Below are 15,162 nucleotides of genomic sequence, written 5' to 3'. Positions count from 1 at the left end.
CAGAATCGCTTGTCCCTTCGGCGTGTCGCCCGCGCCGCTCTTTCCCTCTTCTCTTGCCGTGACCGCCATGCAGACCATCGAAACCCTCATCAACGACGCCTTCGAACGTCGCAACGAACTCACCCAGGCCGAGATGGACACGCATCTGCGTCCCGCCGTGGAGCAGGTGATCGACCTGCTGGAGTCGGGCGAGCGTCGCGTGGCGGAGCCGGACGGCAACGGTGGCTGGACGGTGAACCAGTGGATCAAGAAGGCGGTGCTGCTGTATTTCCGCCTCAACGGCAATCGCGTGGTGGACGGCGGCCCGGCGCTCGCCTTCGACAAGGTGCCCCTGCGCTTCGCCCACGGCAACGACGTGGAGCTGGAAGGCCTGGGCGCCCGCGTGGTGCCGGGCGCGCTGGTGCGCCGAGGCGCGCACGTCGCCAAGGACGCGGTGCTGATGCCGAGCTACGTGAACATTGGCGCCTATGTGGGCGCGGGCACCATGGTCGATACCTGGGCCACGGTGGGTTCGTGCGCGCAGATCGGCTCCGGCGTGCATCTCTCGGGCGGCGTGGGCATTGGCGGCGTGCTGGAGCCGCTGCAGGCCAATCCCACCATCATCGAAGACAACTGCTTCATCGGCGCGCGTTCGGAAGTGGTCGAAGGCGTGATCGTGGAGAAGGGAAGCGTGATCGGCATGGGCGTATTCCTCGGCCAGTCCACGCGCATCTACAACCGCGCCACCGGCGAGATCAGCTACGGCCGCGTGCCGGCTGGCAGTGTCGTTGTCGCAGGCAGCCTGCCGGCGAAGGACGGCTCGCACAGCCTCTATGCCGCCATCATCGTCAAGCAGGTGGACGAGAAGACGCGCAGCAAGACCGGCATCAACGAGCTGCTGCGGAGCGCCGAATGAGCGTGACCCTGTACGGCCTCACCACATGCGATACCTGCCGCAAGGCACGCAACTGGCTGGATCGTTTCGAGGTGGCTTGCACCTTCGTGGATTACCGCGCGAACCCCGTGCCTGCCGCTACGCTCAAGACGTGGGCGCAACAGCTGGGCGGCTGGGAAAAGCTGGTGAACAAATCCTCCACCACGTGGCGCAACCTGCTGCCGCAGCGCAAGAACCCGGGCAGCGATCCGGAATGGACGCTGCTGCTGAAGGAGTACCCCGCCTTGGTGCGCCGGCCGGTGGTCGAGCAGGAAGACGGTTCGGTGAGCGTGGGCTTCACCGATAACGGCTTCAAGAAGCTGTTCGGACACTGAGGGCGGGGCGGCCATGCTGGTTCGCTTCTCCCGCATCCTGTTGATGGCCGCCATTGCGCTGTGGGTGTCGCTGGTGGCTTTCGGCAACCTCACCGACTACGGCAGCAACTGGCCCTTCGTGCAGCACGTGCTGGCGATGGACACCATCTTTCCCGGCGCGGGCATTCATTACCGCGCCATCACTTCGCCGCTGCTGCAGCGCCTGGCTTATGCATCGATCATCGCGGCCGAAACGCTGGCGGCGGTGTTGTGCTGGCTGGGCACCTGGCGGCTCTGGCGGATGCGTGCGGCCAGTGGCGTGGTATTCCAGCGCGCCAAGCGCATGAGCGTACTGGGTCTCACCGTCGGGCTGATGGTATGGCTGGTTGGCTTCATCGCCATCGGTGGCGAATGGTTCGGCATGTGGATGTCCACGACGTGGAATGGCGTGGAAGCCGCTTTCCGCTTCGTGGTGGTGCTGTTGGCAGCGCTGATCCTGCTGGGGCAGCGCGAAGGCGAACTCGACGAATGACACCGGATCGACCATGACGGATCGCCGCATACGACGCTACCGCACCAACCTTCGCATCGAATGCGACAACGCGGCGCTGTATGACGAGCTGTCGAAGCTGGCATCCGACCAGCGCCTGCGCCGCGCGTATCGACGCATCGCCGATGGCGAGCGCGCCAACGCGGCCTTCTGGGAAGCGCAGCTGAAGCATTTGGGCGCGGATGTTCCCCCGGCGCGCATCGGCGTCCGCGTGAAAGTGCTCACCTGGTTTGCGCGTCGTTTCGGCACCGAGTTCGTCATGCCTACCGTGGTGCGCCGGGAACATGCGGATCACTTGCCCACGCCGGTCGACCGCGAAAGCCATCGCGACCACTTCATCGAAGCCAAGCCGCTGTCCACGCACGGCGGGCGCCACCGCACGCAAAGCGGCAACACGCTGCGCGCGGCCGTGCTCGGTGCCAACGATGGCCTGGTTTCCAACGGCAGCCTGGTGATGGGCATGGCGGGTGCGGCATCAGGCGATCACGCCATCCTGCTGGCGGGTTTCGCCGGGTTGGTGGCCGGTGCGTGTTCCATGGCGCTGGGCGAATGGCTGTCGGTAAACAGTTCGCGCGAGTTCTATCAGGCGCAGATTTCCGCGCGTGCCGAGCGACTCGCCGTTGCGCCTGAAGATGGCGCCAAGAATCTCGCCGCCATCTATCGCGACAAGGGCATGGCGCCTGATACCGCCAAGGCCCTTGCCGAGCAGATTGCGGAAAAGCCGCGCACCGCGCTCGATACTCTGGTACGCGAAGATCTGGGTATCGATCCGGAAGAACTCGGTGGTTCGGCGTATGGCGCGGCCATCTCCTCGTTTTGCCTGTTCGCGCTGGGCGCCTTGTTCCCGGTGGCGCCGTACCTGTTCCTGAAAGGCCACCCGGCCTTCTTGGCGAGCATCGCGTCGACCATCGCCGGCCTCGTGCTCATCGGCATGGGCACGTCATTGTTCACGGGTCGAAGCATGCTGTTTTCCATCGCGAGGCAGCTCGGTATTACCGTGGCGGCGGCGTCCATCACTTATGCCGTTGGACACGTGCTGGGTACGGCGTTGGCGGGTTAATCTCGCCCGGCGCATGGCCCATTCCCCTTTTTGCATATGGTTTGAGGCATTCCATGTCTGCCGTTCTTGATTTGACCCGTGAACTGATTCGACGCCGCTCGGTGACGCCAGACGACGGCGGCTGCCAGCCGTTGCTGGCGGAGCGCCTTGCCAAAGCGGGTTTCCGCATCGAGCACCTGCGTTTTGGCGACGTCGACAATTTGTGGGCGACGCATGGCGAAGGCGGTCCGCTGTTGGTATTCCTTGGTCATACCGACGTGGTGCCCAGCGGTCCGGTCGAGAGCTGGACGAGTGATCCGTTCGAGCCGGTGATCCGCGACGGCATGCTCTATGGTCGTGGTGCCGCCGACATGAAGGGCTCGGTGGCGGCCATGGCGATTGCGTTGGAAGCATTCGTGACGAAGCATCCCAACCATCGCGGCCGCGTGGGCCTGCTGCTGACCAGCGACGAAGAAGGGCCCGCCAATCTCGATGGCGTGCGTCGCGTGGCCGATCACTTCCGTGCCACCGGCGAGCGCATCGACTGGTGCGTCGTCGGTGAACCCTCGTCGAAGGAAACGCTGGGCGACCTCATCCGCGTGGGGCGTCGTGGCTCGCTTTCGGGCACGTTGCTGGTGCGTGGCATACAGGGGCACGTGGCGTATCCGGAAAAGGCGCGCAACCCGATCCACATGTTTGCGCCTGCGCTGACGGAACTGGCTGCGGAACGCTGGGACGAAGGCAACGCCGATTTCCCGCCGACCTCGTTCCAGGTCTCCAATCTCAATGCCGGCACGGGCGCCAACAACGTCATTCCCGGCACGCTTACGGCGTTGATCAATTTCCGCTACAGCACCGCCAGTCGCGCGGAAGACCTGCGCAAGCGCACCGAGGCCATCCTCGACAAGCACGGTGTGGATTGGCAGATCGAGTGGTCGCTCTCGGGCGAGCCGTTCCTCACGCCTCCGGGTGGCGCGGTGCGTGATGCTGTCGTCGCCGCATGTCGTGAACTCTGCGGTATCGCACCGGAAGAAAGCACGGGCGGTGGCACGTCCGATGGCCGCTTCATCGCGCCACTGGGCGCCGAAGTGGTGGAGCTTGGGCCGGTGAATGCGACCATCCACAAGGTGGATGAATGCGTGTCCGTGGCTGATCTGGAGAAGCTGCCCGAACTGTACGAATCCGTCTGCATTCGCATGCTGGATTGATGGAGGGTTTGCAGCCGACGACGTCGTCGCACTGGTTCGCCGTAACGAAAAGAGCCGCCCTTGGGCGGCTCTTTTTTGGGCTTATTCCTTGGCGGGAACCAAGGTCAGTGTGTGGAGATCCGGTCCCGGCAACAAGGGTGTTGGACGTCCATTCACCCAGTCTTCCTCACCGGCAGCATGGAACGGCGACAACGGGTTGTCGCTCTGTCCGCCGGGCATGTGCAGGATGCTTTGTGCCTCGTGGCCGGGCATGGCGTCCAGGCGTTCGGAAGCACCAAAGCCGGGCGATACGACGCGCGGCATGTTGTGGTCGCCGGCGACGGGCTCATCCGGCATGTCGAGGAAGCGGCCGATGAAGCCGGGGAGTGCACGCGAGAGCGGGTGACGGATGGCCGTGCGGTTGACCTCGCCCCATGTACGCGCGGCCAGGCCACCGGGTTGCTTGCCCAGCTCATCCGCCACGTCGTGCGCGGCGGCATTGAGCAGGGCGTTCCAGTTGTCGTACTTCGGATCGAGCAGGTTGGCGGGGCGGTCGCGCAACATGGCCCATACGGCGGCCTCCGCGTCGATCATGCCGGGCCACGCGAAGTCATCATGCTTGGCCTTCACTTGCGCCACGAACGGCGAGAGCACTTTCTCCTTCACCTTGTCGCGGAAGGCGCGCACCAGTCGGTAATCCACGCTGTCGATCGACGCGCGGCCAACCCACGTGGCGGTGAGCTGGCGCAGCTGTTCCAGGTCGGGGTCGTGCGTGCCAGCCAAGGTGTCCTGCAGCAGGCGCTGCCAGCGCGTGAGCAGCACGGCGCGGTTGTCCAGCTGCACGTCGAGCATGTTGCCGGGCGTGAAGCTGTTTCGTGCGCGCAGGTCGTCGCGGATCTGCTGTGCGCGGGCGCCGAGGTCGTGGCCACCGTTGCCGAGCAATTCGAGTTCGGCGCCATCGACCGTGCGGTTGTTGGCCGTCCAAAGGCGACCGTCGGCGGGATCTTCCACGCGCGGATATTGCGACGCGTCTGCGCAGCCCACCCAGCCCGTGTCGGCGGTCGACCAATCGGCCGGCAGCTGCGGATCAAAACCCTTGCGCAACGGAATGCACGTGCCGGTGATGGTCCAGCCGATGTGGCCTGCGCTGTCGCCGGCCAGCAGGTTTTGCGAGGGCATGCCCATGCCGGGCGCCAGGTCGAGCGCGGCGTGTGCGCTGTCGGCGTGTTCGAGCTGCATCACGCCCAGGTTGTAGCCGCGCGGGCGATCGCCAACCCACGCCAGCGCAAGCGGCGTGCCGTCCATGTCCTTGCCCAGGATCGGGCCCCAGCGCGTGGCTTCCACTTTCAGCGTGTGGCTGGGCGCGTCCTTGATGCGGATGACTTCGTCGTGCGCCTCGATGGCGGCCCAGCCTTCGGGCACCTTGTAGCGCGAGGCATCGTTGGGATCGCGCTGCACGCGAACCCAATCCGACCAGTCGCCGTAGCTGTTGGTGAAGCCCCAGGCGATCTGGCCGTTAGAACCAACCACCAGCGCGGGCGTGCCAGGCAGCGACACGCCGCTGGCATCACGCTGTCCGCCAGGCGCGGTGGTATCGGGGTAGCGCAGGCGCACGCGGAACCAGATGTTGGGCACGCGCAAGGTCAGGTGCATGTCGTTGGCAACAATGGCTGCACCGGTTTCAGTCAGGCTGCCTGCGACCGCGAAACTGTTGCTGCCGGGGCGCGCGGCGTCGAGCGCGGGCGCGAGTGCCGCCGTCATCGCCGTCTTGTCACCGGCGCCGGCTGGCGCGCTCTTGTGCAGGTCGAATACATCTGCACCCGGGATTACCGGCGGGCGCGACAGGTCGCCTTGCAGCGGTGCCTCCCAATCGGGATCGGGTGAAAGCAGGAAGTCGGCCACCGGTGCGGGAAGTGCGTCGCGCAGTTCGGCCATGTGCAGTTCGCGGTCGTCGCGCCCGTCGCCGTTGAGGTCCAGGTACATGGCCGCGATCACCAGGAAGGTATCTTCCGGTCGCCATGCCTGCGGCTTGGCGTTGAGCAGCAGGTATTCCCACGGTTTCACATGCAGGTGCGCCAGGCCCGCGTTGACGCCAGCCGCGTAGAGATCGAGCGTGTGCTTCTGTTCCGGTGTCAGGGCGGCATAGGCCGTTTCGGCCACGCTGCGCAGCCGATGGCGGCGGTGGTTGATGTCCGTGTCCAGCGCCTTGGCGCCCACCAGTTCCGACAGCTCGCCAGCCGGCAGGCGTCGCATCAGGTCCATTGCGAAGAAACGCTCCTGCCCGTGCACGTAGCCCATGGCGTAGGTGACGTCGTCGCGGCTCTTGCCCTGGAAGGTGGTGGTGCCCAGCGCATCGCGCGTGATCGCCACGGCATCACCCACGCCGTTGAGCTTTACCTCGCCATCGAGCTGTGCGCGGCTGCCTGCCAGCAGGAACCAGCCGGCGATGAACACGGCCAGCACCAGGACCAGCAGTGTCCCGAGGAGATAACGAAACCAGCGAAAACGTCGGGGTTGGGTCATGGCGCGAAGGGCTCGATCCTTGGAATCGTGGAAGAAGACCGCGAGGGCGCGCAGTCAGGGCGTAGGTTGCGAGAACACCGCGAAAATGCCGGCGTAGGGCTTGACCATGAACGTGGGCGCGCCGGCATAACCTTCGCCGTCCACGTAGAACTGCGAGATGGTGCCGTCCAGGTACAGCGCGTCGTGGCAGCCGAGCTCTTCCTTGAACAGCCGCGCGAACGTATGGAAGTTCACCGGCGCCTCGCTGACTGCGAACACGACATGGTGGGGCGTTTTTGCACAGACGCCACTGCGCCATTTCAGGCTGTTGGAGTCGTCGATGAACTGGTCGTTGAGCTTGCCGTCGATCACCAGCATGGGGCCGGACTGGCTGGCCCACTGCGTGGCTTTGCCGGCGGCCTTGAACGCCGCACTGGTCTGCACGGCAGCGTGGCCATCGGGATAGATCGCGAACACGCCATTGGGCAGCAGCGAGAAATTGCCCGATGCCGGATTGCCGTGCGACATGTTCAACGGCACGGTGGTCTTGCCGTCTTCCACATACAGGCCAAGCGGCGCGAACTGGCGGTCGTAGATGCCCGCGTTCGCCGCGAACAGCATGCGGCGGTTGTGCGTCATGCCCCATTGGCGCAGCGCGTTGATGGTGCCGAAGGGCTCGCCGCTTTCGGGGTCTTTCCAGTGCAGGCTCAGCGTTTCGCGCTTCAGGTCAATGCTCACCACGCGGAAGTTCTGGTTTTCAAATACCTCTTCCTTGCTCGCCACGGCCTGCGCCTGGCGGTCGCACGCGGCCAGCAGCGCCAGCGGCAGCAGCCAGCACAGTGAGAAGCGCAAGCGGGGCGTTGGGCGGCGCGACGCGGTGGACATACCACGATGGTCGCCGCCCGGGGCAGGGTGACGCAAGTCCGGCGAGACGCAGGGCATGCCTGGAACGTGTTCCGCCGCCAAAAGCCAGGGACGGCAGCGGAAAGCGGGGCGTGACTATACTGGCCGCTTTCCCCACCGCAGCGTACCGATGCCATACACCCCCATCGTCGCGACCCTCGGCTATGTGCTGTCGCCGGATCGTCGGCAAGTCCTCATGATTCACCGCAATTCGCGGCCCGACGACATGCACCTGGGCAAGTACAACGGCCTGGGCGGCAAGATGGAGCCAGGCGAAGACATCGCCGCCTGCATGCGCCGCGAAATCCTCGACGACGCCGGCATTGCCTGCGAATCCATGTCGCTGCGCGGCACGCTCAACTGGCCGGGCTTCGGCAAGAAGGGCGAAGACTGGCTGGGCTTCATCTTCATCATCGACCGCTACAGCGGCACGCCGATGGAATCCAATCCCGAAGGCACGCTGGAATGGGTGCCCGTGGATCGCCTGATGGACCTGCCCATGTGGGAGGGCGACCGCCATTTCCTGCCGCTGGTGTTCGACGAAGACCCGCGACCGTTCCACGGCGTGATGCCCTACAAGGATGGACGCATGCAGTCGTGGTCGTTCTCGCGGCTGTGAGCGACACAAAGATCATCCGCATCGTGGCGGCAGTGATTCGCGACGGGCAGGGCAGGGTATTGCTGGTGCGAAAGCGCGGAGCGGATGTCTGGCAGCAGCCGGGTGGCAAGCGTGATGTGGATGATCGCGATGACCTGCATACGCTGGAGCGCGAGCTGCTTGAGGAGCTGGGGTGCGCCATGCGCCGCGAGGGTGCGCGTCACATGGGACGCTTCAGTGCACCGGCCGCCAATGAGCCCGGGTATCGCGTGGAGGCGGAAGTGTATGAAGTGCAGACCGTCGGGGCGATTGAGGCGCGGGCGGAAATCGATGACGTGCGCTGGGTCCATCCGCGGGCGACGGGTGACTTGCCGATCGCACGTTTGAGCCAGGACTGGATACTGCCGGCGCTAGGCTAGATGGCGCGTCGCGCACAGGGTGCGCTCCCACAAGGTGTTCGAAACTCTCCTGTGGGAACGCACCCTGTGCGCGACGCTTTACCTCAGAATCTCTTGACCGCCACAACGGCGTTCAACCCACCAAACGCAAACGAATTGCTGATGGCCGCATTGACCTTGCGCTCGCGCGCCACGTTCGGCACGTAGTCGAGGTCGCAGGCCGGATCGGGTTCGAGATAGTTGAGCGTCGGCGGAACAATGCCGTCGTGGATCGCGCCAATCGTGCCGACCAACTCCAGCGCACCGCCCGCACCCAGTGCGTGACCGTGCATGGGCTTGGTGGAGGAAATCACCATCTCGCGCGCATGCGCACCGAACACGCGATGGATCGCACGCGTTTCGGTACTGTCGTTGGCTACCGTGCCGGTGCCATGTGCATTCACGTAATCCACGTCTTCCGGCGACAGGCCGCCATCGCGCAGCGCCATGTTCATGGCGGCGGCGGCGCCGATATCGGATGGCGCGGCGATGTCGCCCGCGTCCGAACTCATGCCGGTGCCCACCAGTTCGCAAAGGATCTCGGCGCCTCGCTTCTGCGCTGATTCCAGCGTCTCGATCACATACATGCCCGCGCCTTCGCCCAGCACCAGGCCGCGACGGCCCTTGCTGAAAGGACGGCAGGTATCGGGTGCCAGCACGCGCATGGCCTCCCACGCGCGCAGCGTGCCCAGCGTGATGCATGCCTCGGTGCCGCCAACCACGGCGGCATCCACCATGCCCGAACGGATCATCAGCGCCGCCTGGGCGAACGCATGGTTGGACGATGCGCAGGCGCTGGCCACCACGAAGGAAGGACCCGTGATGCCGTGGGCCATGCTCACCTGGCTGGCGGGCGCATTCATCATCATGCGCACGATGCCCAGCGGGTGGAAGCGACCCTGGTGTTCGCCGTAGAGGCGTTCGTAAAGATCGTCGCGTGTGGTTTCGCCACCGGCGCCCGTGCCGATCACCACCGCCGTGCGCGCACTGGCTTCACCCTCGAAGCTGATGCCGGACTGGCGAATGGCTTCATCGGCGGCGATCAGCGCGTATTCGCTGAACACATCGAGCAACGCGCGGCGCGATTCGTCGAAATACTTCGCCGGATCGTAATCCACCACTTCGGCCGCGATGCCGCCGTTGCGCAGTTGTCCCGGTTGAATGTGGTGGATCGGGCCGATGCCGGACTTGCCTTCGGTCATCGCCTTCCACACGGAAGGCGCGTCGTGGCCGAGCGCACAGATCGCGCCCATGCCGGTGATCACGATACGGCGCATGGATTATTCGCTGGTCTTCTGGGCGAGCTGGCGCTCGATGGCTTCGACGAGCTGGCCGACGGTGCCACCGTCAAAGTCGGTGTCTTCGTTGGGCAGGTTGATGTTGAAGTGCTCCTCGATGTCGAAGATCACTTCGATGGCGTCCAGGGAGGCGATGCCCAGATCTTTCAGGGTGGACTCCGGCTTGATCGTGTCGAGCTCGATCTTGGCCTGCTTGGCGATGATGTCGAAGGTTTCCTGCTGAACATTGCTCATAGGTGCTTTCCTGGTTGCCTTGGCGCCGGGTCTTGCGGCATCCCCCCGGATGCCGTTTCGCAAGCCTGACGAACCGTCAGGACAAAGTCCAGAACGCCACCGCATGGAGCAGTGCCGGCCATGCTCCGCCCCACGCCTTTCAGCAGCCTTATCCATGGAAAACCGTCGTATGACCGTGTCCGGGCGGGCAGGGCGTCGTATCCTATGCACTTGTGACTCGTGGACTTGCCGCGTGCGGTACCTCAATCAGCTCGAACCGGACGCACTGGTCAGCCGGTTCGCCGAACATCCCCCTATCGGATTCAGCGTGATGCAGGTGGCCGGCACGCCGGCCTTCGTGGCGCCGTTCGATCTGTTGACCACCGCCGACGACGAGGCGCGCACAAAGGTGACGGGCGCCCCTGGTTATCGCTGGTGGGGCCGGTTGCTGCGCTGGCGCACGGCGTTCGTGGGCACCACGGTGTCCGAATACGCGCTTTTCCCGCGCGATGCCCAGCCCGACACGTTGGCGAACGCGTTGCGCGACGAGCTCGGCCGCAAGCAGCGGCTGATGATCATCAAGGATATTCCGCAAGCTTCGCCCCTGTTCGATGCCGCGACGGGCGACTGGTGCCGGCGCTTTGCCGATGCCTGCGATGCCGCGGGTTTCATGCTGCTGGAAGGGCAGGCGCTGGCCTATGTGACGATCGATTTCCAGGGCGAGGACGAATACCTGGCGCGTCTGTCTTCCGGGCGCCGGAAGGACATCCGCCGCAAGCTTCGCAAGCGCGATGACGTGGCGGTGGACGAAGTCCGTTGCGGCGATGCCATGTTCGATGACGACGCCGTGGTGGACGCGTATTACGCGCTTTACGAAAACGTGTACGCGCAAAGCGAAATCCATTTCGACAAACTCAGTCGTGCGTTTTTCGCGGCGGTGTTGCGCGATGCGTCGAACGGCGGCGTGGTGTTCGTCTATCGCCACGAAGGCGCGATGATCGGCTGGAACCTGTGCTTCGCGGTCGAGGGCAAGCTGATCGACAAATACGTGGGCTTTGCCTATCCGCAGGCGCGCGAACAGAACCTGTATTTCACCAGCTGGTTCCGCAACCTGGCCTACGCGCGTGAACACGGACTGACGCATTACGTGGCCGGCTGGACGGACCCGCAGATCAAGTCCTATCTGGGTGCACAATTCACCCTGACGCGGCACGCGATCTACCTGCGCAATCCGCTGTTGCGCATGGCCGCACGCAAACTGGGCAAATTCTTCGAGAGCGACAGCCAATGGGCAGGCGATGAGCAGGCGTGAACCGCTGATTCTGGATTTCGACGATTCGGTCGGCCCGATCGCGGGCGCGACATCGCTGGCGTTGTCCGACTGGCAGGAAGACATCCGCTTCGGTTGCACGTTGCGCACCTTCAATCGACTGCGTACGCATCTCGATGCACAGATGCCGGAAAACTACGGCACCGTGCTGATGGGCTCGGGCGACTATCATCACCTGACGTGGCCGTTGGTGGAGCGCCAGCGTTCGCGTGGCCCCTTCCAGCTGGTGGTGTTCGACAACCATCCGGACAACATGCGTTTTCCGTGGGGTGTCCACTGCGGTTCGTGGGTGCGTCGCGTGGCCATGCTGCCGTACGTAACGCACGTACACGTGGTGGGTATTACCTCCGGCGACATCGGCGCCAAGCACGCCTGGGAAAACTACCTGCGTCCGTTGCAGGCGGGCAAGCTCACGTATTGGTGCATGGACGTCAACGTGGATTGGGCCGCCAAGCTCGGCCTGGCCGATGCGTTCCGGCGCTTCGAGGATCCGGAAGCGCTTACGTCCGCTTTCATCGAACAGCTCAAGCGCGCACCACAGCCCACTTACCTTTCCATCGACAAGGACGCCTTCAGCGTCGACACGGCCCGCACCAATTGGGATCAGGGCCTGCTGGAGGAGTCGCACGCGATGGCGATCATCGAAGCCTTGCGCGGGCGCATTGTCGCCAGCGACATCAATGGCGAGGTGTCGGCCTATCAATACCGCTCGTGGTGGAAGCGCCTGTTGAGCGGCATGGACGGGCAGGAGCCGGTGCCGCAGAGTGAGCTGGATGCGTGGCAAACGCAGCAGCGGGCGTTCAATGCGCGCCTGCTGGCGGCCATTACCGAAAGCAGCGTGTAATCGAAGGCATTGACCATGGTGGTGGCCGCCGGTCGCCCGGTTCGGTGCAGGAACGTGGCAAACGTGTCGAGAGCCGGCTCGTTCCGGTGATGCCCGGGGCCAACGCATGAGCGAACAGTTTCCCGCCAGTCGTCGCGCGCTGATTTTTCTCGCTGTCGCCTTTGGCATCACATGGCTGGCGTGGTGGGCGCTGGTGGCGCTGGCGCAGGCGGGTTTCACCACGTACGGCAGGTGGCCCTTCATGACCCTGTACGTGCTGGGCGGCCTGGGACCCACCATCGCCGCCTATGTCGCCGTGTATCGCACCCGGGAAGAAGCACCGCTCAGCGAGTTCAATCGGCGCGTGCTGCGCTGGCGCGTGTCGCCGGCCTGGTACCTGCTGGCCCTGGGGTTGCCATTGGCATTGGGATTCATGGCCATTGGCGTGGCGGTGGCACTGAAGCCGGAGCTGGCGACCGGCGTGGCTTTCAAACCGTGGTATCTGTTTCCGCTCTATCTGCTGATGACCATCATTGGCGGCGGCCTGGAGGAATTCGGCTGGCGCGGCATTGCGCAGGAGGAATGGGGGCGTGCCATCGGTTCCATCCGCGCCGCGTTGCTGATCGGTCCCATCTGGACGTTGTGGCACCTGCCGCTTTTCTTCATGCCGGGTGTCGCGCAGTACCACGCAAGTTTCGCCATGTTCCTGATCGGCGTGATGGGCAACGCCTTGTTGCTGGGCTGGCTCTACAGCCGCACGCGCAGCATCCTGCTTTGCGTGCTGATGCATGCGGCGATGAATGCGGCGACGATGATGGGCGTAGGCGTGCCGTCGGGTTTCGAGATGTCGATCATCGGCCCGTGCCTGAATCTTTGCGTGGGCGCGCTGTTGTTTCTTTCCAGTGGCAGGCGCGCAGCCCACTCCGAGGCGACGCTGCGTTAAGCGTCAGTGGATATGCTTCCTCACCGTCATTCCCGCGAAGGCGGGAATCCAGTGCCTCGTCACAAGGGCTTGGAGACGCAGGATGACTATTCGGCAGCGCTCAGGCCGTGGCGCGTTCCAGCTCGGTGCAGATGGCTTCAAACGTTGCATCATCCAGCCACGGGCTGTTGGTAATGGTGAGCGAACGCGCGGCGAAGCTGCGAGCGTTGGGCAGCGGCGTGTCGGCGACGATGTCGCGCAGGTAGCCGTAGTCGGGCAGCGCGTGGATGAACAGGCGGCTGACACCGAGCCCGGCGGTCCACAAGGTCTTCAGCGCGGCATCCCGTCTGGATTCATCCGGCAGCGTGAGCAGCAGGAAGGGCCAGACGCCTTGCGCGCCGGGCACGTCGTCGAACACGGTGATGTTCGGGATGCGACGCAGTCGCTCCACGCGGCGCAATGCCTGCGTACGTGTGGACGCCAGGAAAGCAGGCAGTCGCGGAAGCGCGCGTGCCCCCACGGCCTGGCGCCACGTGCTTACCGTGTGGAGCGGGATGTCCGGTCCGAAATCGTCACCCACGGCCGCGACGGGATCGTTCGCGGCCAGCGCCTTGCGCAACGGCCGTCCATAAGCCAGCGAGAGCAGTGAAGGGCGATAGGCCAGCGTGTAGCCGATGAGTTCCAGGGCGCGCTGCCAGTCCATCTTCGTGTCTGGATGGATGGTTTCGCGATGGCTCGCGACAAAGGCATCGCGCAACACCGGATCGCGCGTGAGCAGCAGGCCGCCTTCAAACAGCGTAAGGCCCTTGCCCACGGCGAGGCTGAAGAAGCCCGCGTCACCCAGCAAACCCACGCTGCGCCCGTTCTGCATCGCACCCAGGGCCTGCGCCGCATCTTCGAGCACATAGGCCCCCACGCGGTGCGCGACGTCCAGCGCCGCGTTCACGTCGGCGACGCGGCCGGCCAGATGCGTCGGCACGATGGCCAGCGTGCGCGGACCGGCCAGCGTGCAGAGCTGGGCGAAATCCATGTCGAAATGATCGGGTGCGAGATCGCACAGGCGCAGCCTGAGTCCCGCGCGATGGATGGCGAGCGCCACCAGCGGGCAGGTCCACGCAGGCACGATCACTTCGTCGCGTTGGGGGCGCAGGCGATGCATGGCGCGCAAGGCGACCACCATGGCGGCCGTGCCCGAGCATTCCAGTTGCAGGTGATCGACGTCGAGCCATTCGGCCACGCGTTCCGCGAACGGAGCGTGGCCGGGCCACAGGTCGGTCAGGCGCAGCGGCAGTCCGGCAGTGGGCGGCAGCTCGCGCGCCATCTCAATCTCCGGCGGCCACGCCCAGCGCACCCTTCGCTTCAGTGGGTGCGTCGCCTTCCGGGTGCGCGCCACTTTCCGCAAAAGCGAGGCAGATGATGCCCGCCACGATGGTGACGGCGCCCAGGATGCGCGCAAACGTCAGTGGTTCGTGGAACAGCCACACGGAGAACAGCATCACGCTCACTACTTCCAGATGCGTGACGGCGAAAGCCGGGCCGATGGGCGCGTGCTTCAGCAATGTCATCCACGTGAAGAAGTTGCCGACGTAGCCGATCACCGCGACGTAAATCCACGGATGGCCAAACACGCGCACGATCCACGCCCAGTTCGCTTCGGGCGGAAAGGCATGATCGCCGGCGTATTTGAAACTCAGCTGCACCAGCGTGTCGAACAACACCAGGATGGTGAAGCCGATGGCGTAGAAACGAACAAGGCTTTTCGTCATGTCAGCCACCACCGGCAAAGCCGACAATCGCCACGCCCGCTGTCACCAGCAGCATGCCGGTCACGCGCATCGGCGTGAGCTTTTCTTTGAACAGGATGCGGCCGGCAATCATGATCACCACGATGTTGATCGAGCCGAGCAGCACGCCTTCGGACAGATCGACCAGCGACAGGAACGCGATCCACACCAGGAATTCGGCGACGTACGACAGCACGCCGATCCAGATCCACGGGCGCGCCGCCATGTACTTCCAGCGCGCCACACCATCACCCGCACGCGGATCGCCGGCCGCTGCCTTGAAGGACAGCTGGCCGACGGTATCGAGCGTGACGTTAAGCAGCCACAACGCGACAACCAGGGGACTCAT

17 protein-coding genes are annotated in these 15,162 nt (G+C 64.7%); 10 read left to right on the top strand and 7 right to left on the bottom strand.

The annotated features are described in order from the left end of the window. Positions 1–67: 67 nt before the first annotated feature. From dapD to dapE, 5 genes are read left to right on the top strand one after another with little or no spacing between them, the layout of a single operon-like run. Positions 68–895: a 2,3,4,5-tetrahydropyridine-2,6-dicarboxylate N-succinyltransferase gene (gene dapD / locus DK366_RS17020; protein ID WP_109126765.1), complete on the top strand. Its 828-nt coding sequence runs from the start codon at positions 68–70 to the stop codon at positions 893–895. Next, positions 892–1,248 (top strand): Spx/MgsR family RNA polymerase-binding regulatory protein, encoded by a 357-nt coding sequence (locus DK366_RS17015; RefSeq protein ID WP_109126764.1) that lies wholly within the window; start codon positions 892–894, stop codon positions 1,246–1,248. The genes dapD and DK366_RS17015 overlap by 4 nt, the downstream gene beginning before the upstream one ends. A 13-nt stretch (positions 1,249–1,261) precedes the next feature. After that, a complete protein-coding gene (locus DK366_RS17010) occupies positions 1,262–1,759 on the top strand; it encodes a DUF2165 domain-containing protein (RefSeq protein WP_109126763.1) in 498 nt (165 codons plus the stop codon). A 13-nt stretch (positions 1,760–1,772) separates the two neighbouring features. Continuing rightward, positions 1,773–2,837 (top strand): VIT1/CCC1 transporter family protein, encoded by a 1,065-nt coding sequence (locus DK366_RS17005; protein WP_109126762.1) that lies wholly within the window; start codon positions 1,773–1,775, stop codon positions 2,835–2,837. 53 nt (positions 2,838–2,890) lie between these two features. Beyond that, positions 2,891–4,024: a succinyl-diaminopimelate desuccinylase gene (gene dapE, locus DK366_RS17000; RefSeq protein WP_109126761.1), complete on the top strand. Its 1,134-nt coding sequence runs from the start codon at positions 2,891–2,893 to the stop codon at positions 4,022–4,024. 81 nt (positions 4,025–4,105) lie between these two features. Here the strand turns inward: dapE and DK366_RS16995 are convergent, their stop codons facing one another. Both DK366_RS16995 and DK366_RS16990 read right to left on the bottom strand, forming a co-directional pair. Beyond that, the gene (locus DK366_RS16995) at positions 4,106–6,526 is read right to left on the bottom strand and encodes a penicillin acylase family protein (protein WP_109126760.1); all 2,421 of its coding nucleotides are present in this window, start codon (positions 6,524–6,526) and stop codon (positions 4,106–4,108) included. Positions 6,527–6,580: 54 nt separating this feature from the next. Beyond that, on the bottom strand, positions 6,581–7,357 hold the full coding sequence (locus DK366_RS16990; protein ID WP_232821093.1) for a phosphodiester glycosidase family protein: 777 nt from the start codon (positions 7,355–7,357) through the stop codon (positions 6,581–6,583). A gap of 181 nt (positions 7,358–7,538) precedes the next feature. On the opposite strand from DK366_RS16990, the gene DK366_RS16985 reads away from it, so the two are divergent. Both DK366_RS16985 and DK366_RS16980 read left to right on the top strand, forming a co-directional pair. Beyond that, a complete protein-coding gene (locus DK366_RS16985; protein WP_109126758.1) occupies positions 7,539–8,027 on the top strand; it encodes an 8-oxo-dGTP diphosphatase in 489 nt (162 codons plus the stop codon). Then, positions 8,024–8,425 (top strand): NUDIX domain-containing protein, encoded by a 402-nt coding sequence (locus DK366_RS16980; RefSeq protein ID WP_109126757.1) that lies wholly within the window; start codon positions 8,024–8,026, stop codon positions 8,423–8,425. Before DK366_RS16985 ends, DK366_RS16980 begins: the two co-directional genes overlap by 4 nt. A gap of 83 nt (positions 8,426–8,508) precedes the next feature. Here DK366_RS16980 and DK366_RS16975 read toward each other — a convergent pair whose 3' ends face one another. Both DK366_RS16975 and DK366_RS16970 read right to left on the bottom strand, forming a co-directional pair. Then, positions 8,509–9,720 carry a beta-ketoacyl-[acyl-carrier-protein] synthase family protein gene (locus DK366_RS16975; RefSeq protein ID WP_109126756.1) on the bottom strand — a complete coding sequence of 404 codons (1,212 nt, stop codon included), beginning with the start codon at positions 9,718–9,720 and terminating at the stop codon, positions 8,509–8,511. A gap of 3 nt (positions 9,721–9,723) precedes the next feature. After that, a complete protein-coding gene (locus DK366_RS16970) occupies positions 9,724–9,975 on the bottom strand; it encodes a phosphopantetheine-binding protein (protein ID WP_046971921.1) in 252 nt (83 codons plus the stop codon). A 232-nt stretch (positions 9,976–10,207) separates the two neighbouring features. Here DK366_RS16970 and DK366_RS16965 point away from each other — a divergent pair, with 232 nt between their 5' ends. The 3 genes from DK366_RS16965 (at position 10,208) to DK366_RS16955 (ending at position 13,050) form a co-directional block, all read left to right on the top strand. Beyond that, on the top strand, positions 10,208–11,266 hold the full coding sequence (locus tag DK366_RS16965; RefSeq protein ID WP_109126755.1) for a GNAT family N-acetyltransferase: 1,059 nt from the start codon (positions 10,208–10,210) through the stop codon (positions 11,264–11,266). Next, positions 11,253–12,128, top strand: a complete 876-nt coding sequence (locus tag DK366_RS16960; protein WP_109126754.1) for an arginase family protein — start codon at positions 11,253–11,255, stop codon at positions 12,126–12,128. Before DK366_RS16965 ends, DK366_RS16960 begins: the two co-directional genes overlap by 14 nt. Before the next feature lie 106 nt (positions 12,129–12,234). After that, a complete protein-coding gene (locus tag DK366_RS16955) occupies positions 12,235–13,050 on the top strand; it encodes a type II CAAX endopeptidase family protein (RefSeq protein WP_109126753.1) in 816 nt (271 codons plus the stop codon). A 100-nt stretch (positions 13,051–13,150) separates the two neighbouring features. Here DK366_RS16955 and DK366_RS16950 read toward each other — a convergent pair whose 3' ends face one another. Genes DK366_RS16950 through DK366_RS16940 form a run of 3 tightly spaced genes read right to left on the bottom strand, consistent with a single transcriptional unit; the run spans position 13,151 to position 15,162 of the window. Next, a complete protein-coding gene (locus tag DK366_RS16950; RefSeq protein WP_109126752.1) occupies positions 13,151–14,350 on the bottom strand; it encodes a DegT/DnrJ/EryC1/StrS family aminotransferase in 1,200 nt (399 codons plus the stop codon). A 1-nt stretch (position 14,351) separates the two neighbouring features. Continuing rightward, complete coding sequence (locus DK366_RS16945) at positions 14,352–14,795, bottom strand: EamA family transporter (RefSeq protein WP_109126751.1); 444 nt, start codon at positions 14,793–14,795, stop codon at positions 14,352–14,354. A 1-nt stretch (position 14,796) separates the two neighbouring features. Then, on the bottom strand, positions 14,797–15,162 hold the full coding sequence (locus tag DK366_RS16940) for an EamA family transporter (RefSeq protein WP_109126750.1): 366 nt from the start codon (positions 15,160–15,162) through the stop codon (positions 14,797–14,799).

It is taken from the genome of Dyella sp. C11, assembly GCF_003121485.1.
Taxonomy (GTDB): Bacteria; Pseudomonadota; Gammaproteobacteria; order Xanthomonadales; family Rhodanobacteraceae; genus Dyella.
This window is presented reverse-complemented; position numbering and strand designations above follow the sequence as displayed.